Origin of the sequence: Aeromonas sp. DSM 116730 (assembly GCF_046581335.1) — a bacterium.
Classification (GTDB): Bacteria; Pseudomonadota; Gammaproteobacteria; order Enterobacterales; family Aeromonadaceae; genus Aeromonas; species Aeromonas rivipollensis.
Genome location: NZ_CP144265.1, coordinates 3,649,714 through 3,674,094 on the forward strand (window position 1 = coordinate 3,649,714; position 24,381 = coordinate 3,674,094).

General features: G+C 62.2%; 12 protein-coding genes. 7 read left to right on the plus strand and 5 right to left on the minus strand.

The features are described 5' to 3' along the window. Positions 1-163 precede the first annotated feature (163 nt). The 3 genes from Aeroheme_RS16700 to trhA all read right to left on the minus strand — a co-directional run bounded on the left by Aeroheme_RS16700 (position 164) and on the right by trhA (position 15,598). A complete protein-coding gene (locus Aeroheme_RS16700) occupies positions 164-12,961 on the minus strand; it encodes a retention module-containing protein (RefSeq protein WP_411166234.1) in 12,798 nt (4,265 codons plus the stop codon). Between the two features lie 222 nt (positions 12,962-13,183). Then, on the minus strand, positions 13,184-14,845 hold the full coding sequence (locus Aeroheme_RS16705) for a putative transporter (protein ID WP_139439639.1): 1,662 nt from the start codon (positions 14,843-14,845) through the stop codon (positions 13,184-13,186). A gap of 117 nt (positions 14,846-14,962) precedes the next feature. After that, positions 14,963-15,598, minus strand: a complete 636-nt coding sequence (gene trhA / locus Aeroheme_RS16710) for a PAQR family membrane homeostasis protein TrhA (protein WP_042649093.1) — start codon at positions 15,596-15,598, stop codon at positions 14,963-14,965. Positions 15,599-15,833: 235 nt separating this feature from the next. On the opposite strand from trhA, the gene Aeroheme_RS16715 reads away from it, so the two are divergent. The 3 genes from Aeroheme_RS16715 to Aeroheme_RS16725 all read left to right on the plus strand — a co-directional run bounded on the left by Aeroheme_RS16715 (position 15,834) and on the right by Aeroheme_RS16725 (position 18,375). After that, positions 15,834-17,366: an aminotransferase class V-fold PLP-dependent enzyme gene (locus Aeroheme_RS16715; RefSeq protein ID WP_411166235.1), complete on the plus strand. Its 1,533-nt coding sequence runs from the start codon at positions 15,834-15,836 to the stop codon at positions 17,364-17,366. A gap of 136 nt (positions 17,367-17,502) precedes the next feature. Further along, the gene (locus Aeroheme_RS16720; RefSeq protein WP_411166236.1) at positions 17,503-18,054 is read left to right on the plus strand and encodes a septation protein A; all 552 of its coding nucleotides are present in this window, start codon (positions 17,503-17,505) and stop codon (positions 18,052-18,054) included. A 24-nt stretch (positions 18,055-18,078) separates the two neighbouring features. Then, complete coding sequence (locus Aeroheme_RS16725) at positions 18,079-18,375, plus strand: YciI family protein (protein WP_025325883.1); 297 nt, start codon at positions 18,079-18,081, stop codon at positions 18,373-18,375. An 89-nt stretch (positions 18,376-18,464) separates the two neighbouring features. On the opposite strand, the gene cysQ is transcribed toward Aeroheme_RS16725, so the two are convergent. Beyond that, on the minus strand, positions 18,465-19,220 hold the full coding sequence (gene cysQ / locus Aeroheme_RS16730; RefSeq protein WP_290030800.1) for a 3'(2'),5'-bisphosphate nucleotidase CysQ: 756 nt from the start codon (positions 19,218-19,220) through the stop codon (positions 18,465-18,467). A gap of 165 nt (positions 19,221-19,385) precedes the next feature. On the opposite strand from cysQ, the gene Aeroheme_RS16735 reads away from it, so the two are divergent. The 3 genes from Aeroheme_RS16735 to Aeroheme_RS16745 all read left to right on the plus strand — a co-directional run bounded on the left by Aeroheme_RS16735 (position 19,386) and on the right by Aeroheme_RS16745 (position 22,322). Continuing rightward, positions 19,386-19,706, plus strand: a complete 321-nt coding sequence (locus Aeroheme_RS16735; protein ID WP_411166237.1) for a ComEA family DNA-binding protein — start codon at positions 19,386-19,388, stop codon at positions 19,704-19,706. Positions 19,707-19,799: 93 nt separating this feature from the next. After that, complete coding sequence (gene galU / locus Aeroheme_RS16740; RefSeq protein ID WP_025325880.1) at positions 19,800-20,711, plus strand: UTP--glucose-1-phosphate uridylyltransferase GalU; 912 nt, start codon at positions 19,800-19,802, stop codon at positions 20,709-20,711. A gap of 213 nt (positions 20,712-20,924) precedes the next feature. Further along, positions 20,925-22,322 carry a peptide MFS transporter gene (locus Aeroheme_RS16745; protein ID WP_106884859.1) on the plus strand — a complete coding sequence of 466 codons (1,398 nt, stop codon included), beginning with the start codon at positions 20,925-20,927 and terminating at the stop codon, positions 22,320-22,322. Between the two features lie 70 nt (positions 22,323-22,392). Here Aeroheme_RS16745 and Aeroheme_RS16750 read toward each other — a convergent pair whose 3' ends face one another. Continuing rightward, positions 22,393-23,364: a response regulator gene (locus tag Aeroheme_RS16750; protein WP_234677427.1), complete on the minus strand. Its 972-nt coding sequence runs from the start codon at positions 23,362-23,364 to the stop codon at positions 22,393-22,395. 313 nt (positions 23,365-23,677) lie between these two features. Between Aeroheme_RS16750 and Aeroheme_RS16755 the strand changes: the two genes are divergently transcribed. Next, positions 23,678-24,352, plus strand: coding sequence for a DnaT-like ssDNA-binding domain-containing protein (locus Aeroheme_RS16755; protein WP_042649095.1), 675 nt, complete (start codon positions 23,678-23,680; stop codon positions 24,350-24,352). Positions 24,353-24,381 lie beyond the last annotated feature (29 nt).

Consider the following 24,381-nt stretch of genomic DNA (forward strand, 5'->3'; position numbering starts at 1 on the left):
GTGGCGCCCTTCTTTTATGCGGCAACACAGGGTCAACGGCCCCCTCCCCTGACCTGCATACCCCCCTCTTTCCTTCACCCCACTTTCCATCACCCCACAAGCCGAATGACGCACATAAAAAAAGCGGCAGATTGCTCTGCCGCTTTGTGTCCATCTGGCTGGCTTACTTGTCGATATCCAGCAGATTGTTATTCAACATGTAGTCGATGACCTGGTTGGCCGTGGACCCCGATCCCCCGGTCAGGGTGTCGAAGGTGTGGTTCACCAGCACTATCTCCTGAGTCACAGGTGCCGCGCTGCTCTCTTTCACCTGCAGGTGCACCCCTTCGCTGTCCTGGAACACAGAGAGCAGGCTCTTCAGGGAGCTCTGGTTCTTGCTGCCATCGCTGTCGAGCAGGTCGCTCAGATCCAGCTTGTCCCCTTCCGACTTGGAGAAATCGACCACATAGTCCTTGGCAACGGAGCCTGCGACCGTGTCCCCCTTCAGCCAGGTGAAGGTGTCAGCCCCGGCATCTCCCTTGAGAACATCGTTGCCAAGCCCACCGATGAGGATGTCGTTGCCCAGCCCGCCACTCAGTATGTCATTGCCGGTACCGCCATAGAGGGTGTCGTTGCCGCTGCCGCCAGAGAGACTGTCGTTGCCGCTTTCACCATAGAGGATATCGTTGCCGCTGCCGCCGAACAGGGTGTCGTTGCCGGCACCGCCGTACAGGAAGTCATCGCCCCCCTGGCCGAACAGGATGTCATTGCCATCCCCACCGTAGAGGGTGTCACCCTTGTCATTGGCCGACGACTGATCGAACTCGCTGGCATGATCTCTGATGTAGGAATGCACCTGGGCATCGGTCACCGACCCTGCGCCCAGCTTGCCGGCCACATACTGCTTGATGGCCGCATACCCTTCCCCGCTGATGCCGGTAAAGCGCACCGCGTCGCCAAACAGTATGTCGTCGCCCGCCCCACCATCGAAGCGATCGGCCCCCGGCAGGTTGTTGACGGAAGTTCCGAGGATGGTATTGGCCAGATCGGAGGCATTGACCCCGGTCTTGATGACGCCGTCAGAGTCGTAGGACTTGAGATCGTTATAGGAGATATTCGCCCCCAGTCCGATTGCCTCGACTGTCACCCCCATTCCGCTCAGCAGCCCGAAGCCAGCTACCGAGTTGGTGATGGTTGTGTCGGAGGAGTCCTGCCCATTACCGCCAAGAGACCAGTACACATAACCACCTTTACCATCAGTTCGCATGGCCCCAATGGTGCTCTGGGCTCCCCTCCAGTCGTAGGAGTAAACCTTGCCCTGAGCATCGATGATGGTCTTTCCATCGTTGCTATAGACTCTGCCCGTCACATAGCTGCCATTGAGCACCGAGCTAAGACGCACATCATCTGAATCCCACCACTTGTCATTGACGATCGGATTGCCTCCCTGACTATCCAGATAGAAGGTCGGCTTGCCATCGGTAATGAAGTAGGTGAGGTTCTTGGCATTGGTATTGCTTTGTGCCGTAGAGCCGTTGAACCAGTTAGCCGTGGTTTGGAACACATCTTCATAGTTGGTACCACCGCCGTTGTCTTTGCTGCCATCCATGCTATCGAGGATCGCCTGCAACTTGGTCAACGCATCCGAGTCCTTGAGATTGACGCTCACTGACTTGTTGGCCAACGTATCGAAGTCCACCAGGAAGATATTGACTTTACCCGCCCCGGCCATCCCCGCGGAGTTCATGAGGCTGGTAAACACTTGGGACAGTTGGGTTCGGATGGTCGCCATGGCATCGCTGCCGATACTGCCGGAACTGTCGACCATAAAGGCGATGTTGTAGTTCTGACCCGGCAACACCACGCTGCCATCCAGATCCCCCACCACGATATTGTGCTCGCTGCCATAGGTGCGGTTCTGATTGCCCGGCTCCCCTTCGGTGGCGTTGAAGTAGCTCAGGCGGATGCTGTCATCATCGGTCGCGGTACTGGTCTGATCGGTGCCCACCTCCCTGGCGATAGCCTCAACCTTGAGGTCGACCTGGCCAGCACTGGCGCCAGGCACCCTCAGGGTCAGCCCGGTCAGATTCAGATCCAAGGCATTGCCACTCCACAGCTTGTCCGCTGCGGTGAAGGTCAGCTTGCCATCATCCCCGACTGTGCCCAGCAACTTATCGCCCTTATAGAGCTCGGAGCCTTTCGGCATGCCGCTCAGCACCAGGCTGTCGAGTACTTCACTGCCATCGCGATCAGTGAGGGAAACCTTAATGTCGATCGGGTAATCCACCTTGGTCGGCTGTACCAGAGTCAGCTCACCCGTGGTCTGATTGATGGCATAAATGCCGTCGTCAAACTGCACATGCTCTATGTCATGGAGCGCCTTGATGATCCCGACGCCCCTTTCACTCACGCTGAAATCAAACCAGGCATCATGGATTGAGTGGCCACTCCCTTTCTGAACCACATAATCGGCCCGGTTGCCGCGAAGTACGGCAATGTCATCGCCCGTGCCACCATAGAGACCATCGCTGCCAAGACCAGCTACTAGGATATCGTTGCCAGCCTCACCATAGAGAGAGTCCCCCTGTGTCGAGTCACTGCCAACCAGCAGGTCATCTCCCCCTTTGCCGTAGAGCATGTCGCCGCCGCCCTTGCTGCTCAACAGGTAGTCATTCTTGGTATTGGATCCATTCAGCTGATCATTACTGCTGCTGGCATCCCGCTGCGGAGCACCGACTCCCAGTGCGGTCCGGTCGATAGTGCCTGACTGGAAACTGTCGGTGCTGATGCCAGAGCTCGGGAACCCCTGGTAAAGGGGGATACCATTACCACTCAGCACCACATCCACGGTCGGCTTGTCAGCCACCGCCGCCACATCGATCACCAGCTTGCCGCCGTTGCTGAGGTTAGCACCGTCGCTTATCTGATAGCCGATGCTGGCATAGTCCCCCTTCATATTGCCGGCCAGGGCGCCATTTCCGTTGGCGGCATTGGTGCTCGATTCATTCAGACCGGGCACGAAGCGCAGATGGCCCGCATTCACCTCGGCGTAGGAGATGAGGGATCCGGTTTGCACCGCAACCCACTGCCCCGCGGCATTGAGGTATTCGAGGGTACCGTTCAGGGGCAGGGTGTTGATCTTCACCCCGAGATCGGTCGCAGCCTGATCGTCGCTGGCACCGAACTGGGCCCAGGTCAGCACCTGGGGCTTGTCTTCCTGCCCGGCACTGTGGCCCCCGGCCGCCGTCGGCGCCCGATCGTTGTCGACGATAGTACCTGTGCCGCTCTGGCCACCTATGGTCACCGAGAGGGTCTCGTTTGCCTCGACCAGACGATCGTTCACCGTAGGTATCGTCACGGTGAAACCGGATACCCCGGCCGGCACAGTGATCTTGCCGGTGGTGCTGTTGTAGGTCACCCCGTTGCTGAACTGGGCAGTCCCCCAATCCAGGTTAGATGCGGGGTTGCTGCCGCTGCCCCTGATGGCGAAGTCATATTGCGTCGCCTCCTGGGTCGCGTCGGACAGGGTCACCGTATGTTGCAGGCTACCGCCTTCGGTCACGCTGTCGGCAGAGATCCCCTGAACGATGGGCGTAAAGAGTGGCTTGGTGGCAAACGACCCGATACTCACGTCACCATCGCCATCCGTCACCTTGATCTGGAAGTCGATGTCGCTGTCCCCCTGGGGCTTGGACATGTTCTGATACTGGAAGAACTCCCACTTGCCGGTGGCGGGGGTGAACTCCAGCCTGAAGACCAGGTTGTCGCCCGCATCCTTGCCGAGCAGGGTGTTGGCCCCACTTGAGCTGATGGTGATCAGAGAACCGGCTGCCGTCCGCAGGCCGCTCTCGAAGGCGCTTGGATCCAGGACCAGTCCCATCGAGCCCTTGCCATCAGCCCCCCATTGTGGCGTCACAGTGCCGGAGCCATAGGCGATGGCCTGCGCCGTATCGGCACCGAGGAACTCGATGCTCTTCACCGTCAGGTCGCTGTTGTCCTGGGTATTGGTGTTGCCGTTGTTGGTCGCCTTGATCACCATGGTATCGAAGCCGCCTTGTTGCACTTGGAAGTTCTGGTTGAACTCCCCGCCTGCTGCCGTCGAGTTGAATACCAGGGTATTGATCAGCACACCACCGCGATAAAACTCCACCACCCCGCTCTCCAGCTCGCCACCAAACATCTGGCTGAACTTGATATTGGCGCCATAGGCGACCTTGCCCGCATCCAGCTTGATGACCAACTGCTCGGAGGCAGAGGTGCCATCCGCAAAGTGACGGAAGTCGATCTCGTTGGCGATGTTGTGATAGGGCGCCGCGCCGCTGGCTACCCCCAGACCCGATCCGGAGCCGTTGACACTCGCCTCAACCAACTCTGAGTCGGTGGCCGACTTGAAGCCGAGACCACTGATGGTGAAGCCCGTCATGTTCAGGGTCGAATGGTTGCCGCTGAACTGGGTCAGATCGAAGAACCCGGTCAAGGTGTTCGGGATATTGGTCTTGACGACGGACACGGCATCGGCATTGCCAGCGATGGAGGAGTCATCTTCGACCGAAATGGGCAGACTGTCAGTAGTGGTAGTCTTGCCATCCGACACCGTCACACCGATCTGGAAGTCGAGTGCGTCTTCACTCACTTTGCCCGGGTGGTCAAGGGGGGCCTTCAGGGTCACATCATAGCTCCAGTCCCCCTGGGTGCTGCCAGTCGGCGCGGTCAGTTTGACCTCTACCACTGCCTTGTAGTCGGCAGCGCCTATGGTGCCGGTGTAACCGACCAGCGTCTTGCTGCCCGCACTCCAGCTCCACTGGACCTGAGCACCACTGGATGTCAGGCCGGCCGGCCCGCTCAGGCTGACGGTCAGGTTATCCTGGCTATCCACATCACCGACCGTGATCTTGCCGCTGGCAGCCACGCTGTCAGTCGTATCGCTACTGCCTGCCGTATCGGCAATACCGCCGACGAGGCCCTCTTCGGATACCACAGCTCCCTTGTCGATGCTCAGTGTCGGCGCATCGTTGGTGCCGTTGATGGTGATGGTGACCGTGGTGGTCGAGCCATCGCTCAGTTTCACGGTGAACTGCTCGGTGTGTTTGTCGCCGGCGGCCAGGGCATCGACGGTGGCGTTGTCCGCCAGCACGAAGCTCCACTTGCCATCGGTGCCCACCTCGAAGCGGCCGTAGTCACGGCTCTCGTTGCCCGCCACGAAGATCAGGCCCGGGTTGTCGGCATCGCTCGCGGTCAGGGTGCCGGTCACCGGGGTCAGATCCCCCTCGGTGGCCGCGCCGCTGTCGGCGGAGATGACCGGCAGATCGTCGGTGCCGGTGATGGTGATGGTGACCGTGGTGGTCGAGCCATCGCTCAGTTTCACGGTGAACTGCTCGGTGTGTTTGTCGCCGGCGGCCAGGGCATCGACGGTGGCGTTGTCCGCCAGCACGAAGCTCCACTTGCCATCGGTGCCCACCTCGAAGCGGCCGTAGTCACGGCTCTCGTTGCCCGCCACGAAGGTCAGGCCCGGGTTGTCGGCATCGCTCGCGGTCAGGGTGCCGGTCACCGGGGTCAGATCCCCCTCGGTGGCCGCGCCGCTGTCGGCGGAGATGACCGGCAGATCGTCGGTGCCGGTGATGGTGATGGTGACCGTGGTGGTCGAGCCATCGCTCAGTTTCACGGTGAACTGCTCGGTGTGTTTGTCGCCGGCGGCCAGGGCATCGACGGTGGCGTTGTTCGCCAGCACGAAGCTCCACTTGCCATCGGTGCCCACCTCGAAGCGGCCGTAGTCACGGCTCTCGTTGCCCGCCACGAAGATCAGGCCCGGGTTGTCGGCATCGCTCGCGGTCAGGGTGCCGGTCACCGGGGTCAGATCCCCCTCGGTGGCCGCGCCGCTGTCGGCGGAGATGACCGGCAGATCGTCGGTGCCGGTGATGGTGATGGTGACCGTGGTGGTCGAGCCATCGCTCAGTTTCACGGTGAACTGCTCGGTGTGTTTGTCGCCGGCGGCCAGGGCATCGACGGTGGCGTTGTTCGCCAGCACGAAGCTCCACTTGCCATCGGTGCCCACCTCGAAGCGGCCGTAGTCACGGCTCTCGTTGCCCGCCACGAAGATCAGGCCCGGGTTGTCGGCATCGCTCGCGGTCAGGGTGCCGGTCACCGGGGTCAGATCCCCCTCGGTGGCCGCGCCGCTGTCGGCGGAGATGACCGGCAGATCGTCGGTGCCGGTGATGGTGATGGTGACCGTGGTGGTCGAGCCATCGCTCAGTTTCACGGTGAACTGCTCGGTGTGTTTGTCGCCGGCGGCCAGGGCATCGACGGTGGCGTTGTTCGCCAGCACGAAGCTCCACTTGCCATCGGTGCCCACCTCGAAGCGGCCGTAGTCACGGCTCTCGTTGCCCGCCACGAAGATCAGGCCCGGGTTGTCGGCATCGCTCGCGGTCAGGGTGCCGGTCACCGGGGTCAGATCCCCCTCGGTGGCCGCGCCGCTGTCGGCGGAGATGACCGGCAGATCGTCGGTGCCGGTGATGGTGATGGTGACCGTGGTGGTCGAGCCATCGCTCAGTTTCACGGTGAACTGCTCGGTGTGTTTGTCGCCGGCGGCCAGGGCATCGACGGTGGCGTTGTCCGCCAGCACGAAGCTCCACTTGCCATCGGTGCCCACCTCGAAGCGGCCGTAGTCACGGCTCTCGTTGCCCGCCACGAAGATCAGGCCCGGGTTGTCGGCATCGCTCGCGGTCAGGGTGCCGGTCACCGGGGTCAGATCCCCCTCGGTGGCCGCGCCGCTGTCGGCGGAGATGACCGGCAGATCGTCGGTGCCGGTGATGGTGATGGTGACCGTGGTGGTCGAGCCATCGCTCAGTTTCACGGTGAACTGCTCGGTGTGTTTGTCGCCGGCGGCCAGGGCATCGACGGTGGCGTTGTCCGCCAGCACGAAGCTCCACTTGCCATCGGTGCCCACCTCGAAGCGGCCGTAGTCACGGCTCTCGTTGCCCGCCACGAAGGTCAGGCCCGGGTTGTCGGCATCGCTCGCGGTCAGGGTGCCGGTCACCGGGGTCAGATCCCCCTCGGTGGCCGCGCCGCTGTCGGCGGAGATGACCGGCAGATCGTCGGTGCCGGTGATGGTGATGGTGACCGTGGTGGTCGAGCCATCGCTCAGTTTCACGGTGAACTGCTCGGTGTGTTTGTCGCCGGCGGCCAGGGCATCGACGGTGGCGTTGTCCGCCAGCACGAAGCTCCACTTGCCATCGGTGCCCACCTCGAAGCGGCCGTAGTCACGGCTCTCGTTGCCCGCCACGAAGATCAGGCCCGGGTTGTCGGCATCGCTCGCGGTCAGGGTGCCGGTCACCGGGGTCAGATCCCCCTCGGTGGCCGCGCCGCTGTCGGCGGAGATGACCGGCAGATCGTCGGTGCCGGTGATGGTGATGGTGACCGTGGTGGTCGAGCCATCGCTCAGTTTCACGGTGAACTGCTCGGTGTGTTTGTCGCCGGCGGCCAGGGCATCGACGGTGGCGTTGTCCGCCAGCACGAAGCTCCACTTGCCATCGGTGCCCACCTCGAAGCGGCCGTAGTCACGGCTCTCGTTGCCCGCCACGAAGATCAGGCCCGGGTTGTCGGCATCGCTCGCGGTCAGGGTGCCGGTCACCGGGGTCAGATCCCCCTCGGTGGCCGCGCCGCTGTCGGCGGAGATGACCGGCAGATCGTCGGTGCCGGTGATGGTGATGGTGACCGTGGTGGTCGAGCCATCGCTCAGTTTCACGGTGAACTGCTCGGTGTGTTTGTCGCCGGCGGCCAGGGCATCGACGGTGGCGTTGTTCGCCAGCACGAAGCTCCACTTGCCATCGGTGCCCACCTCGAAGCGGCCGTAGTCACGGCTCTCGTTGCCCGCCACGAAGATCAGGCCCGGGTTGTCGGCATCGCTCGCGGTCAGGGTGCCGGTCACCGGGGTCAGATCCCCCTCGGTGGCCGCGCCGCTGTCGGCGGAGATGACCGGCAGATCGTCGGTGCCGGTGATGGTGATGGTGACCGTGGTGGTCGAGCCATCGCTCAGTTTCACGGTGAACTGCTCGGTGTGTTTGTCGCCGGCGGCCAGGGCATCGACGGTGGCGTTGTCCGCCAGCACGAAGCTCCACTTGCCATCGGTGCCCACCTCGAAGCGGCCGTAGTCACGGCTCTCGTTGCCCGCCACGAAGGTCAGGCCCGGGTTGTCGGCATCGCTCGCGGTCAGGGTGCCGGTCACCGGGGTCAGATCCCCCTCGGTGGCCGCGCCGCTGTCGGCGGAGATGACCGGCAGATCGTCGGTGCCGGTGATGGTGATGGTGACCGTGGTGGTCGAGCCATCGCTCAGTTTCACGGTGAACTGCTCGGTGTGTTTGTCGCCGGCGGCCAGGGCATCGACGGTGGCGTTGTCCGCCAGCACGAAGCTCCACTTGCCATCGGTGCCCACCTCGAAGCGGCCGTAGTCACGGCTCTCGTTGCCCGCCACGAAGATCAGGCCCGGGTTGTCGGCATCGCTCGCGGTCAGGGTGCCGGTCACCGGGGTCAGATCCCCCTCGGTGGCCGCGCCGCTGTCGGCGGAGATGACCGGCAGATCGTCGGTGCCGGTGATGGTGATGGTGACCGTGGTGGTCGAGCCATCGCTCAGTTTCACGGTGAACTGCTCGGTGTGTTTGTCGCCGGCGGCCAGGGCATCGACGGTGGCGTTGTCCGCCAGCACGAAGCTCCACTTGCCATCGGTGCCCACCTCGAAGCGGCCGTAGTCACGGCTCTCGTTGCCCGCCACGAAGGTCAGGCCCGGGTTGTCGGCATCGCTCGCGGTCAGGGTGCCGGTCACCGGGGTCAGATCCCCCTCGGTGGCCGCGCCGCTGTCGGCGGAGATGACCGGCAGATCGTCGGTGCCGGTGATGGTGATGGTGACCGTGGTGGTCGAGCCATCGCTCAGTTTCACGGTGAACTGCTCGGTGTGTTTGTCGCCGGCGGCCAGGGCATCGACGGTGGCGTTGTCCGCCAGCACGAAGCTCCACTTGCCATCGGTGCCCACCTCGAAGCGGCCGTAGTCACGGCTCTCGTTGCCCGCCACGAAGGTCAGGCCCGGGTTGTCGGCATCGCTCGCGGTCAGGGTGCCGGTCACCGGGGTCAGATCCCCCTCGGTGGCCGCGCCGCTGTCGGCGGAGATGACCGGCAGATCGTCGGTGCCGGTGATGGTGATGGTGACCGTGGTGGTCGAGCCATCGCTCAGTTTCACGGTGAACTGCTCGGTGTGTTTGTCGCCGGCGGCCAGGGCATCGACGGTGGCGTTGTCCGCCAGCACGAAGCTCCACTTGCCATCGGTGCCCACCTCGAAGCGGCCGTAGTCACGGCTCTCGTTGCCCGCCACGAAGATCAGGCCCGGGTTGTCGGCATCGCTCGCGGTCAGGGTGCCGGTCACCGGGGTCAGATCCCCCTCGGTGGCCGCGCCGCTGTCGGCGGAGATGACCGGCAGATCGTCGGTGCCGGTGATGGTGATGGTGACCGTGGTGGTCGAGCCATCGCTCAGTTTCACGGTGAACTGCTCGGTGTGTTTGTCGCCGGCGGCCAGGGCATCGACGGTGGCGTTGTCCGCCAGCACGAAGCTCCACTTGCCATCGGTGCCCACCTCGAAGCGGCCGTAGTCACGGCTCTCGTTGCCCGCCACGAAGGTCAGGCCCGGGTTGTCGGCATCGCTCGCGGTCAGGGTGCCGGTCACCGGGGTCAGATCCCCCTCGGTGGCCGCGCCGCTGTCGGCGGAGATGACCGGCAGATCGTCGGTGCCGGTGATGGTGATGGTGACCGTGGTGGTCGAGCCATCGCTCAGTTTCACGGTGAACTGCTCGGTGTGTTTGTCGCCGGCGGCCAGGGCATCGACGGTGGCGTTGTTCGCCAGCACGAAGCTCCACTTGCCATCGGTGCCCACCTCGAAGCGGCCGTAGTCACGGCTCTCGTTGCCCGCCACGAAGATCAGGCCCGGGTTGTCGGCATCGCTCGCGGTCAGGGTGCCGGTCACCGGGGTCAGATCCCCCTCGGTGGCCGCGCCGCTGTCGGCGGAGATGACCGGCAGATCGTCGGTGCCGGTGATGGTGATGGTGACCGTGGTGGTCGAGCCATCGCTCAGTTTCACGGTGAACTGCTCGGTGTGTTTGTCGCCGGCGGCCAGGGCATCGACGGTGGCGTTGTCCGCCAGCACGAAGCTCCACTTGCCATCGGTGCCCACCTCGAAGCGGCCGTAGTCACGGCTCTCGTTGCCCGCCACGAAGATCAGGCCCGGGTTGTCGGCATCGCTCGCGGTCAGGGTGCCGGTCACCGGGGTCAGATCCCCCTCGGTGGCCGCGCCGCTGTCGGCGGAGATGACCGGCAGATCGTCGGTGCCGGTGATGGTGATGGTGACCGTGGTGGTCGAGCCATCGCTCAGTTTCACGGTGAACTGCTCGGTGTGTTTGTCGCCGGCGGCCAGGGCATCGACGGTGGCGTTGTCCGCCAGCACGAAGCTCCACTTGCCATCGGTGCCCACCTCGAAGCGGCCGTAGTCACGGCTCTCGTTGCCCGCCACGAAGGTCAGGCCCGGGTTGTCGGCATCGCTCGCGGTCAGGGTGCCGGTCACCGGGGTCAGATCCCCCTCGGTGGCCGCGCCGCTGTCGGCGGAGATGACCGGCAGATCGTCGGTGCCGGTGATGGTGATGGTGACCGTGGTGGTCGAGCCATCGCTCAGTTTCACGGTGAACTGCTCGGTGTGTTTGTCGCCGGCGGCCAGGGCATCGACGGTGGCGTTGTCCGCCAGCACGAAGCTCCACTTGCCATCGGTGCCCACCTCGAAGCGGCCGTAGTCACGGCTCTCGTTGCCCGCCACGAAGGTCAGGCCCGGGTTGTCGGCATCGCTCGCGGTCAGGGTGCCGGTCACCGGGGTCAGATCCCCCTCGGTGGCCGCGCCGCTGTCGGCGGAGATGACCGGCAGATCGTCGGTGCCGGTGATGGTGATGGTGACCGTGGTGGTCGAGCCATCGCTCAGTTTCACGGTGAACTGCTCGGTGTGTTTGTCGCCGGCGGCCAGGGCATCGACGGTGGCGTTGTCCGCCAGCACGAAGCTCCACTTGCCATCGGTGCCCACCTCGAAGCGGCCGTAGTCACGGCTCTCGTTGCCCGCCACGAAGGTCAGGCCCGGGTTGTCGGCATCGCTCGCGGTCAGGGTGCCGGTCACCGGGGTCAGATCCCCCTCGGTGGCCGCGCCGCTGTCGGCGGAGATGACCGGCAGATCGTCGGTGCCGGTGATGGTGATGGTGACCGTGGTGGTCGAGCCATCCACCGACTGCACGATGAAACTCTCGACCTTGGTCTCCCCCTCACCCAGATACTGCACCTTGCTGTTGTCGACGTTGTAAGTCCAGGCACCGTCCTCGGTGATGGACAGGCTGCCCAGTGCACCAGCACTGGCCACGCCATTGCCAACCACGAACTTGGCCTCATCCGCACCGTCCACATCGGTCACGCTCAGAGTGCCGGTCTCGGTCAGGGTCGGGTTGCTCGCATCCTCGGTCACTCTGCCGCTGTCAGCGCCACCAATAATGGAGGCATCGTTAACCGGCGAGACGGTGCCTGTCACCTCTGCGGTGGTATTGTGCAGGCCGTCGGTGACCGTGTATTCGAAGGAGATACTACCGTTGAAATCTGGCGCGGGCGTGAATACCAGTTGGCCATTGCTGAGGGTCACAGTGCCATTGTTGATGGCAACAGAGCCACCTTCGGCAATGGCCTGACCGTTGATGGCATTGATGGTCAGACGATCGCCATCGGCATCGGCATCGTTGCCGGTCACATTGATGGTGACGGTGCCGTCTTCCTCCACGCTGAATTGATCATTCTCGGGCAAGGGAGGGGCGTTCACCATGCTGCTGTCCGTGCCCTTGGGCGAGGTATTGCCCGCCGGATCAGTCAGGGTTGCATCGACCGAGATGGGACCATTGTTCGGCAGATCCGTCGTGGGAATGGTCAGATTGACCTGAGCCTTGTTGATATCGTCGGTAGTCAGAATGGAAGTGCTGTCAGGTACCCCATCTCCATTCCAGTCCACATCAAGACGATCACCGACTTTTGCATCGGCCGGCAGGCGGATGATGATATCGACCCCACTCTCCCGCTCGTTGGCGGAGATGATGTTGTCCGCGCCATCCTGGATCTCCACCAGCGGCGCAGAAGGCGCCGTGCTGTCCACGCTGCCATCGTCGGCGGCGGTGCCGGTATTGCCGGCAGGATCGGTCACGCTGGCGGTCACGTCATAGCCGCCGTCCGGCAGAGGGGTCTGCACATCCACGCTGAAGCTGCCATCCGGATTGACAGTGGTGATCAGAGTCTGCTGGTTGCCGTTGGCATCGGTCACCACCAGGGTCACTGTGCTGCCGGGAGCGGCATCCGTGGTCCCGGTGAGGGTCGGGGTGCTGTCGTTGATGTTGTCCGGCGCGGACACAGTGATGGTGGGTGCGGTGAGATCGAGGAGCTCATCCTCGTCATCCTGCGCTTCGGCCAGCGGAGCGGCATCATCCGGATTGGCGGAATCAAAGCCGGCGGTGGAGATGGTGGCATCACCGGTTCTGTCGATGGTGATGAAGCCACCGTTGCCGCTGGCACCCGCAACGCCGCCTACGTTGCCCGCAGCGGGTGCCCCGCCCGCCGCCGACGCTTCAAATGTCTGGGTCGGGTCTGTCCCCGCCAGAATCGCCTGCTGCAGGGCGGCGATGTCGTCAGGTACATCCCCCTGCCCCTGCTGTGCCAGCTGGGGCTCTTCAGCCTCGGGAGTGTTGCTCGGGCTCAGGGTGAAGGTGGTCTCCCCCCCCTGGAAGCTGGCCCCCTCAGGAGCGAGCAATACTGCATCCTTGGGCAGCACATCGCCTTCAGAAAGAAGCGTCTGGCTCCCGTCAGCGGCAACCAGGTAGACTTTGCCTTGCAATTGGGTAACGACGACATCCTGATCCAGTACGATGCTCTTGCTGCTCATGGTTTCTCCTGAAATATCAATGGGCATAGATTTCCAGCCTCCAATGTGCCCGTTCGTCCGACCAGATACCAGTGAGAAAAATCGAACGAACAGACCGAAATGAGGCTTGGATTCGCGCCGAAAACGAAGGGTGTTTGAAGGGTAATAAAATTAGTTAAATCAATAGCATCAAAAATGACAGAACGAAGATGGGAGCCTTTTTGGCTCCCATTTCACGTCGATTCAGGCCCCGGCCCAGAGCAGGATGGCCAGCAGCTGGGGAGAGATGATCCGCAGGAACATCACCAGGGGGTAGACGGTCGCGTATGACAGGGCGCTGGCGCCACTGGTGGGGTGCATGCCGTTGGCGAAGGCCAGGGCGGGAGGATCCGTCATTGATCCGGCCAGCAGACCGCACAGGGTGAGATAATTGACCTTGCCATAGTGGCGCGCCAGCACCCCGACCACCAGCAGCGGGATCAGGGTGATGGCCACGCCGTACATCATCCAGGCGGGACCATCCCCGTTGATCAGGGTGTCGATGAAACCGGCCCCTGACTTGAACCCCACCACCGCCAGGAACAGCACTATGCCTATCTCCCGCAGCGCCAGGTTGGCGCTCGGCGGCATGAACCAGTAGAGCTTGCCGATGCTGCCGATGCGGGACAGTATGAGGGCCACCACCAAAGGGCCGCCCGCCAGACCCAGCTTGAGGGCCGCCGGGAATCCCGGCAGATAGAAGGGAATGGAGCCGAGCAATACACCCAATCCGATGCCGATGAAGACCGGCAGCATCTGCACCTGCTGCAGTTTTTGCTGGACGTTGCCGACCACGCTGGTCACGGCTTCGATGGCATCGAGCCGCCCCACCAGGTTCAGGATGTCGCCAAACTGCAGGCTGGTCTGGCTGGTCGGGACCAGTTCGATACCGGCCCGGTTCAGGCGCGAGATGACCACATCGTATTTCTGCTTGATGTCGAGATCCCGGATCCGTTTGCCGAGCACCTGCTCGTTGGTGACCACCACCCGCTCGACCCGCAGATCCGTGCCCCGGGTGGAGAGGGAGGTATCCACCTCCTCCCCGAGCACCAGCAGCACCTTGTGCAGGGCGTGGCGCTCTCCCACCAGGTGCAGCAGATCGCCGAGCTCGATGCGCGAATCGGGCTTGGGCACCATCAGTTCGTCACCGCGCTTGAGGCGGGAGCAGATGACATCGGCCTCGTCCAGGCTCGGGATCTCGCGGAGCATCAGGCCGTGCATGTTGGGGTTGCGCACCGCGATATTGATGGTTTGCAGGCTCTCCTTGGTCTTGCCCGCCTGTTGCTCGAACGCGGCGGCTTCTTCGTCGATCTTGACGTGAAAGAACATGCGAATGAGCCACATGGTGAGCAGGATGCCGCAGATCCCGAACGGGTAGGCCACCGCATAGCCCATCCCCATCAGGCCGGTGGAGCCCGGATCCGCCCCAAGCTCGGCCAGGATCTGCTGACCCGCCCCCAGCGAAGGGGTGTTGGTCACGGCACCGGAGAAGACCCCGAGGATCACCGGCAGCGGCACGTCGAACAGCTGGTGCAGCGCCGCGGCCACCACGCAGCCGAGCAGCACCAGCAGGGCGGCGAAGCCATTGAGCTTGAGCCCCGAGCTGCGCAGGGAAGAGAAGAAGCCGGGACCGACCTGGATGCCTATGGTGTAGACGAACAGGATCAGACCAAATTCTTGAATAAAATGAAGTGTTTGCTCATCCAGCTTCAGGCCGGATAGCCCGGCAAAATGACCCACTATGATGCCGCCGAACAGCACACCGCCAATTCCTAAACCCACGCCATAGACTCGCCAGTTTCCCAGCCAGAGTCCCAGCACCGCCACCAGCGACAACATGCTGATGGAAAGCGCGATCTCACTCATTTTTGCATCCTTTCCAAGCTGAACTGGCACTAGCTTGTCAGCAAACGAAGGGGGCAACTGTGGGATGCCGCACGAATTCAGGCTTTGATGGGTGCGAAAATACCAATTAAGGGCTAGTCAGGCGACATAGCCATAGATGGCCACAAAGTGACAGAGGCTCCCCCCCAGCACGAACAGATGCCAGATGGCGTGGTTGTAAGGGATCTGTCTGGCCATGTAGAAGATGGTGCCCAGGCTATATATCAGCCCGCCAAGCCCCAGCAGCAGGAGCCCGGTGCCATCCAGATGTAGATAGAGTTGATAGACGACCACCAGAGACAGCCAGCCCAGCATCAGATAGGTGAACAGTGACAGGCGCTTGAAGCGGTTGATGAACAAGAGCTTGAATACCACCCCGGCCAGGGCCAGCCCCCAGATCACCACCATCAAGCCCTGCGCCAGCGGGGTATCGAGCGCCACCAGCAGGAAGGGGGTGTAGGTGCCGGCGATCAGCAGGTAGATGGCGCAGTGATCAAGCAGCTTGCACCGGCGTCTGGCCACCGCCGACCCCATGCTGTGGTAGAGGGTCGAGGCGAGATAGAGCAGCACCAGGCTGGTGCCGTAGAGGCCGTAGCTCAGCAACGCCTGGGGGCCCTGATCCCAGCCCTTGTGCAGCAGCAGGATCAGGCCGATGATCCCCAGCAGCAGCCCCAGCCCGTGGCTGAGACGATTGGCCCACTCTTCCCGTGGGGAATACCCCGTCACATCTGTCATCACTACCTCCAGCCAAGATCCGATCCACTCTAGCGGCCGGCGTTTCAGGCTACAAGTGTTAGCTCAAAATAAAAGGGGGTCGGCTCGGGGGGAGTCTTGGCGTCAGGAGGTGGCTGTTCCCCCCGCCCCTTTGGTGTATGCTCTGCGGCCGACGCCCCCCGCGCAGATGGCCGTGTCTGTCCGGCACGGCGCGCGCCCGGTACTTTCTGCCCGACAGGCTGGTCTGGAGAACCTGATGAAGCTGACTGAACTGTTTACACAACCGGATCCTGACTTCGGCCAGGCCATGACGGCCCTGCTGGAGACCTTCCATCACTCGGATGACAGTCAGGCCCCCTATCAGCGCGACAGTTTCGTCCACCAGCTCGATCAGTCGTCCATGCCCGCCAGCGGCATGAGCATGACAGAGTACCTCACGCGTCTCGCCGCCCTGGTGCCCGGCGCCTCCCATCTCACCTCGCCCCACTACATGGGGCACATGACGGCGCCCTTGCCGGCCTTCACCGCCGAGCTCTCCCGCCTGCTGGTGATGCTCAACCAGAATCCGATGAAGATGGAGTCCTCCCGCCTGCTCAGCTTCCTGGAGCGGGAGGTGCTGGCCAAGCTGCACCGCCTCGTCTATCGGGAGAACGACGACTTTTACGAGGCGCAGATGCATGCCAAGGATGCGGCCCTCGGCGTCATGACCAGCGGCGGTACCATAGCCAACGTCACCGCCCTCTGGCTGGCCCGCAACCGGGCCTGTGGCGACGATCTGTTTTCCCTCTACGAGCAGGGCTACCGGGGCGCCGTGATCCTGGGGTCCAGGCTGATGCACTACTCCTTCGACAAGGGGATGGATCTGCTGGGGCTGGGGGCTTGCCGCGTCTGGCGCCTCGAGACGGATGCCGACAACCGGCTCTGCCTCTCGGCCCTAGAGCGCGCACTGGTTCAATGCCGGGAGCAGAAGCTCAAGGTGCTGACCCTGGTGGGGGTCGCCGGCAGCACGGACTTCGGTTCAATAGATCCCCTGCCCGAGCTCGCGGCCATCGCCCGACGCGAGCAGATCCACTTTCACGTGGATGCCGCCTGGGGTGGCCCGACCCTGTTCTCCCCCCGCTATCAGGGCCTGCTGGACGGCATAGCGCAGGCCGATACCGTGACCCTGGATGGCCACAAGCAGCTGCTGGTACCGCTCGGCACCGGCATGCTGCTCTGCCGCCAGCCGGACCTGATGATGACGGTGAAGCGGGAGGCTCCCTACGCCATTCGCGCCAGCTCTTTTGATCAGGGCCGCTTCACCCTGGAGGGCACCCGCCCCGCCAACGCGCTCTATCTGGATGCCGCCTTCCAGTTGCTGGGCCAGCAGGGCTATGCCCAGCTGATCGACACCAATTACGACAGGGCGCGGCGGATGGCGGAGCTCATCAATGCCCACCCCGCCTTCGAGCTGATGTCGGCCCCCGTGATGAACCTGCTCTCCTATCGCTGCATTCCGCCCCACCTGCAGGGCAAGGCCCTGGACGAGGCGGCCAACGAGCAGATCAACGCCTTCAACGTGGCGCTGCAAAAGGCGCAGCGCGCCGAGGGGCACAGCTTCGTCTCCCGTACCCAGCGGGCGGTGAGTCGCTACGGCACACAACCGCTCACCCTGCTGCGCGCCGTCCTGCTCAATCCCCTCATCGAGGAGCGCCATATCCGCGGCTTGCTGGATGACCAGTTGCGGCTCGGCAGCCTCATTGCCAGCCAGCTGTTCGACCAGACGCAGCAACAAGGTCCTGTGGCATAAGGCAGCAAGTGCCATCCTCACCCCGAGGGATGAAGACCCCGCAGCGGGGAACTGCACACTAAATGAACGGTCTTATTCATTTGCCGTTGCCTAACGGGCAGGTACACTGAATGAAATTTTGAGGTTAGAGCCCAGCATGAAGCAGTTTATTGAATTTATTCCCCTGATCGTCTTCTTCGCGGTCTACAAGTTTTACGACATCTACACCGCCACCGGCGCCCTGGTGGTCGTCACCGGCCTTCAGCTGCTCTACAGCTGGGTGCGCTATCGCAAGGTCGAGAAGATGCAGGTGTTTACCTTCCTGCTGGTCGGTTTCTTCGGCGGCCTCACCGTCTTCTTCCACGACGATACCTTCATCAAGTGGAAGGTGACCGTGATCAATGCACTCTTTGCCCTGGCCCTGCTCATCAGCCGCTACGGCTTTGGCAAGAATCTCATCAAGCAGATGCTGGCCAAGGAGCTGCAAGCCCCCGACCGCGTCTGGGACAACGTCAACCTCGGCTGGGTCGGTTTCTTCGCCCTCTGCGGTCTGCTCAACCTCTATGTGGCCTTCAACCTGTCCCAGGAGATGTGGGTCAACTTCAAGGTCTTCGGCCTGCTGGGCATGACGCTGGTGTTCACCCTGCTGAGCGGCGTCTACCTCTATCGCCACATGCCGGCCGAGCAGAAAGCAGAACAGAAAAAATAACCGCAATCAGAAAAGGACCCTCTCATGTGGTATCTCATCTACTCCGAAGATGTCGCCGGCAGCCTGCCCCAGCGCAAGCTGGCTCGCCCTGCTCACCTCGCCCGTCTGCAGGCGCTGCAGGATGAGGGGCGCCTGCTGACGGCCGGCCCCAATCCAGCCATCGATGCCGAGGATCCGGCCGATGCGGGTTTCACCGGCAGCACAGTCATCGCCGAATTCCCCAGCCAGGCCGACGCCAAGGCCTGGGCCGATGCGGATCCTTACGTGGCGGCTGGCGTCTATGCCAAGGTGACCATCAAGCCGTTCAAGAAGGTGTTCTGAAGCGGGACGATTGGCATCTTTAAACGCAAAAATGCAAAAGGCCGGACACTGTCCGGCCTTTTTACATCTGCACGCCCTGGCGGCGACAATCAGGCCCGCGCCACAAACCAGGGGTTGAGGATGTTCGGCTTGTTGTAGGCAAGCGAAGAGCCATCGAGCTGGGTCACGGACCCACCCGCCCCTTCCAGCACAGCCTGCGCCGCCGCCGTGTCCCACTCGCAGGTGGGGGCGAGGCGCGGATAGAGCTCGGCGCCCCCTTCGGCGATGATGCAGAACTTGAGGGAGCTGCCCATGGAGACCAGTTCTACTTCACCGAGCGGCGCCAGGTAATCCAAGGTTGCCTGGGAGAGATGGTTGCGGCTACCCACCACCCGCCACGCTTGCCCTGCTTCATGGGGGCGGGTCTGAATGGCTTTATGCGTGCCATCGGCCACACGCCAGGCCCCGACCCCCTTACCGCCATACCAGAGCTTGTCCAGCACAGGGGCATAGACCAGTCCCCAGACCGGCCTGCTCTCCTCGATCAGCGCAATGTTCACGGTGAATTCGCCGTTGCGGGAGACGAACTCCTTGGTGCCATCGAGCGGATCCACCAGCCAGTAGCGGGACCAGCCGAGCCGTGCCTGCATCGTCTCGGCGTCCGACTCTTCCGACAGCACGGGGATATCCGGTGTCAAGCGGGCCAGCGCCTGCACTATCACCTCGTGAGCCCCCTGATCGGCGGCGGTGAGCGGACTCTCGTCCTGCTTGTACTCCACCGCAAAGGGTTGACGGTAGATGGTCAGGATGGCGTCACCGGCGGCGCGGGCGATGGGTTCCAGCTCGGAAATGGCGGGTAAGAACATAGAAAAGACATCTCGCTCAAATGGTTAGCCAGTGTACCTATTTCGGACCTGTCTGGCTTATAGCCGATTTGCCTGAGTTATTCCTTGCTACTTCTGACAGACAAAAAGTGGCGCTGCTCGACTAGCTTTTTATAGCCATACGGCACCACACAAGGACGTGAAACCATGAACCTAAAGATCCTGATTGCCACCCTGTTGCTGAGCGGACTCCCCCTGTTGAGCCAGCCTGCGCTCGCCGCCGACAAGCCGGTTGTAAAGCCCGCTACGACCGTCACCAGCCCTAAGGAGGCCGGCAAGATCAACCTCAACACCGCCAGTGCCGATGAACTCGCGGCGCTGAAGGGCGTTGGCGAGAAGAAGGCGCAAGCCATCGTCGATTACCGCGATAAACAGGGCAAGTTCACCTCGGTGGATCAGTTGGAAGAGGTGAGCGGTATCGGGCCCGCCACCCTGGATGCGAACCGGGACATGATTATCGTCAAGTAACCGGTTTGAATCCCTGTCATCCGAGGGCAGCCTGTGGCTGCCCTATTTGTCTTGGGGTATCATGAACGCACTTTGTATCCTCGGACTCATTCCATGAAAAAGACACCCCTCGTTGTTCGCAAGGCCGTCCTCCCCGTTGCCGGTCTGGGTACCCGCATGCTGCCCGCCACCAAGGCCATCCCCAAAGAGATGCTGCCGGTGGTCGACAAGCCGCTGATCCAGTATGTGGTGCGTGAAGCCATCGCCGCCGGCATCAAGGAGATCATCCTGGTGACCCACTCCAGCAAGAACTCCATCGAGAACCATTTCGACAAGAGCTTCGAGCTGGAGGCGACCCTGGAGAAGCGGGTCAAACGCCAGTTGCTGGAAGAGGTACAGCACATCTGCCCGAAAGACGTCACCATAATGCACGTGCGCCAGGGCGAGGCCAAGGGCCTGGGCCATGCGGTGCTGTGCGCCCGCCCGCTGATCGGGGATAACCCCTTCGCCGTGCTGCTGCCTGACGTGCTGATCGACGAGGTGGCCAGCGATCTCAAGCAGGACAACCTGGCCGAGATGGTGCATATGTTCGAGGCGGACCAGATCAGCCAGATCATGGTGGAAGCCGTCCCCGAGAGCGAAGTGGACAAGTATGGTATCGCCGACATCAAGGGCGAGGCCCTGAGCGCCGGCATGTCACTGCCGATGCAGGCCATCGTCGAGAAGCCGCCGCGCGACGAGGCGCCTTCCAACCTGGCCGTGGTCGGCCGCTATGTGCTCTCCGCCAACATCTGGCCCTTGCTGGAGAAGACCCCGGCCGGGGCGGGCGACGAGATCCAGCTGACCGATGCCATCGCCATGCTGATGGAACACGAACAGGTCAATGCCTACTTCATGAAGGGTCGCAGCCACGATTGCGGCAGCAAGCTGGGTTACATGAAGGCCAACGTGGAATACGCGGTACGCCATCGGGAGATGGACAGCGAATTTACCGCCTGGCTCAAGCAGTTCGTCAAACAGTTGTAATTGCTGAAAATTCACACAATACACAGAATAAAAGACTGGGCATCATTCGATGCCCATTTTCATTTTATAAACAAAAATTCAACCATTGATAGATAAAATATCGTCAAAAGCTCTCGTTGTAATTCAATCCTGCTTGTTTTATAAGGAATATGGCTTGTTCCTAGCCCTTGCATAAAATTTCTAAAAAAATATAAGACACAGGTGGAAGTTCCAATGAATAACCCGTCCAAAGGGACCTTTTTAGGTCACCCTAAAGGGCTCTTTTTGCTCTTTAGTACCGAACTCTGGGAGAGATTCTCCTACTACGGCATGCGTGCCGTGCTCGTCCTCTATCTGACTGACATGACCGCCAACGGCGGCATGGGCTGGACCCAGGCCGACGCCCTCAAGCTGTACGGCATCTATACCGGCCTGGTCTATATCACTCCGATCATCGGGGGCTGGCTGGCCGATACCTTCCTCGGTCAACGCCGCGCCATCCTGATCGGTGCCATCTTCATGGCTGCGGGTCAGTTTACCCTGGCCCTGCCCCACGCCATGTTCCCGGACATGGTCAACACCGTCTTCTACGCAGGCCTTGGCTTGCTGATCCTGGGTAACGGTCTGTTCAAACCGAACATCTCCACCATGGTGGGCGACCTGTATCAGGAAGGTGACCACCGTCGTGACGGTGCCTTCACCATCTTCTACATGGGCATCAACCTGGGCTCCCTGCTGGCAGGGGTGATCTGTGGCGCCGCCGCCACCGCCTACGGCTGGCAAGCCGCCTTCGTCAGCGCCGGTATCGGCATGCTGCTCTCCCTAGTGGTACAAGCCACCATGGCCCAGCGTTTCCTCGGTGACATCGGCCGCGTGCCGGCCGCCCAGCGCGCCGCCATGCAGCGTTCCAAGGAGCAGAAAGCCCCGCTGACCAAGCAGGAAGTGGATCGCATCAAGGTCATACTGGTGCTGGGTCTGTTCACCATCATCTTCTGGGCCGGTTTCGAGCAGGCCGGTGGTCTGATGAACCTGTACGCACAGGAGTATACCGACCGCATGATCGGCAGCTTCGAAGTGCCGACCGCCTGGTTCCAGTCCCTGAACCCCTTCTTCATCATTACGCTCGCCCCGATCGTAGCCGCCATCTGGATCAAGCTCGGCAGCAAGGAACCAAACTCCCCGGTGAAATTCGCCATGGGTCTGCTGTTCCTGGCCGTCGGCTTCCTCTTCATGATCGGTGCCGTGCTGGAGCAAGGCGGCGATCAGGCGGTCAAGACCTCCATGTTCTGGCTGGTCGGTGCCTACCTGTTCCACACCCTGGGTGAGCTCTGCCTCTCCCCCATCGGCCTCTCCATGGTCACCAAGCTGGCACCGCTGCGCCTGGCCTCTCTGATGATGGGTGCCTGGTTCGGCTTCGTCGCCCTGGCCAACTATGCGGCCGGTTTCATCGGCTCCTTCGTCGGTGAAGCGGGTCCGATCGCCATCTTCGGTGGCATCGCCCTGGCCGCCGTGATCAGTGCCCTGATCCTGCTGACCATGGCCAACCGCCTGGTCTACTGGATGCACGGTGCCGAAGGCCCCGCCAAAGAGGCCGACGAGCACGACAAGAAGCTGCAATCCGCCGCCGTCTAACCGGTCCGGACTGCACAGCAAACAGGGCGCCCATTGGGCGCCCTGTTTGTTTCGGCTCTAAAGCACGGCCTCAGTGGTGACGAACCTGCATCTTCAGGGCGCTGCCGTTGTCGCTGCGAAACTGCAGCTCGAAGGGTTCGTGCCAGCTGCGTTTGTGCAACCCATAGCGGCTGCTGCGCATCAGTCCGAGCGGCAATCCCCCCGAGCGCATCAGCCAGTGGGGGGAGGTGAGGCCCGCATTGGCAAACACCAGTCCGTCTTCCTGATCGAACAGCAATGCCGCCATGGAAAAGGAGTGGCGCAGACCCGACTCCAGCAATTGCAGATTGAGGTAGTCGAGCAACCTGTGGGGCTGGGTCAGTAGTTGGCTCTCCTGCTGCTGATATTGGCGATAGGGGCCGTTCATCAAGGAGCGCACCAGGGCGCCGCAGAAGGCGGCATCCACCCCCAGGATGGGCAGCTCCATCACCAGCACCAGCAGCTTGTCGCCCAGCTTGAAGGTGTCGGGAATGAACAGATTGCCCATGCCGGCGAACGTCACCTGCCAGGGCCCCCACTCCTGCATGCCCGGTGGTGCCAGCCAGGCCAGCAGGCGGCTGGACGCCAGATCGTGAGCCCGGAAGAAGTCAATGTGCTCCATCAGCTCCAGTTGCTGGCTCTGGTGGGCGTTGCTCGTCAGGCACTGATCTATGCTGCGCCGGATCTGGCCATAGTCATCCACCGGCTTGATGAAGAAGTCGCTCGCTCCCGCCCGCAACGCCCGCTCGATGGCGGCCATCTGATCCTGGCCCGAGATGACGATGACAGGCACCTCTGGGTAGCGGGCGGTGAGGCAGGCGATCACCTCATGCCCATCCATGTTGGGCATGTTCAGGTCGCATAACACGATATCGGGGTGATAGAGTGCGGCTGCAGAGAGCCCTTCGATTCCATCTTCGGCCTGAAAGACACAGGCCCCATCATGCTCGAGATAAGTGACCAGCGAGTGGCGAAAAACCGCTTCATCTTCCACCACCAAGATCCGTAGTCCGGCTTTTGACATCTTGACAAAGCTCTTATTAGTCAGACGGTTATTTGAGCACTAAGCCTAGATCATGGGAGCGCCATCTTGCCACCCAATATTGCCGGACAGCCCCTTCAAATGGTCAGTCGGCCACCCAAGCATTTGAAATGGGCTGATTATTTTGTCAGCAATTTATGCCTCTTCCTTGCCGAGCGGGAGGGTCAGCGCCCCCATTCCGCACTGGATGAAGGGACGCCACGGCATCATCAGGCTGTCATCCATGGGCACCGTGAATTGTATGCAACCCCGCCATGAGGGATAATGCCCCCCACTCTAGATCGTGAAGCAGACCATGACGCCAGCCGAATACAGCGCCCTCGCCCATCCCAGACTCTCCCATCCGGCGCGCAGCCTCTATACCCTGCAGCTGCGCCGGCTGGTGCTGGAAAATCGGCTGCCCAGGCTCAACTATCCCGAACTCGGGCGCGCCCTGGCGGTGGTCGATCCGGGCAATCCCAGCGGGTTCTGCTATCAGGTCAATGCCCGCCAGCTCACCGAGTTGCTCGATGAGCTGATGGAAGCCGAATTGTTGCAGGTCGAGGCACAGGCGGACAGTGAGCACTACCATCAGTGCCCCTTCCAGCTGCCCCTGCTGAGCCAGCGGGTGCGCAGCCCGCTACCGGAGCGCCCCTTCCAGATGCATCTGCGGTGGCGGCCGGATGAAGAGCTGCCCGCCCTCGCCCGCCTGTGCGGGGTGATCGATGCCAGCTACAGCGAAGAGGATCTGGGGGAGTTCATCGCCTACTGGCTGGGCCGCCCCGAGGTGTTCGACTCCCAGCATCAGTGGATGCTCAAATTCATCCGAACCCTCAAGAGCCGGCGATACACAAGGCGTCAGCCGACCGAGGTGGCCGGTTATCAGCAGATCACTCCAGCCCCCGTCGACTCGGGACCGAGCAAGCGGGCCCAGGAGATGATCGAGGCCGCCAAGCGGCTGGCCCAGACCCAGGAGCCGGACAATGATTGATCCCGGATGCCCGCAGCAGGCACTATTAA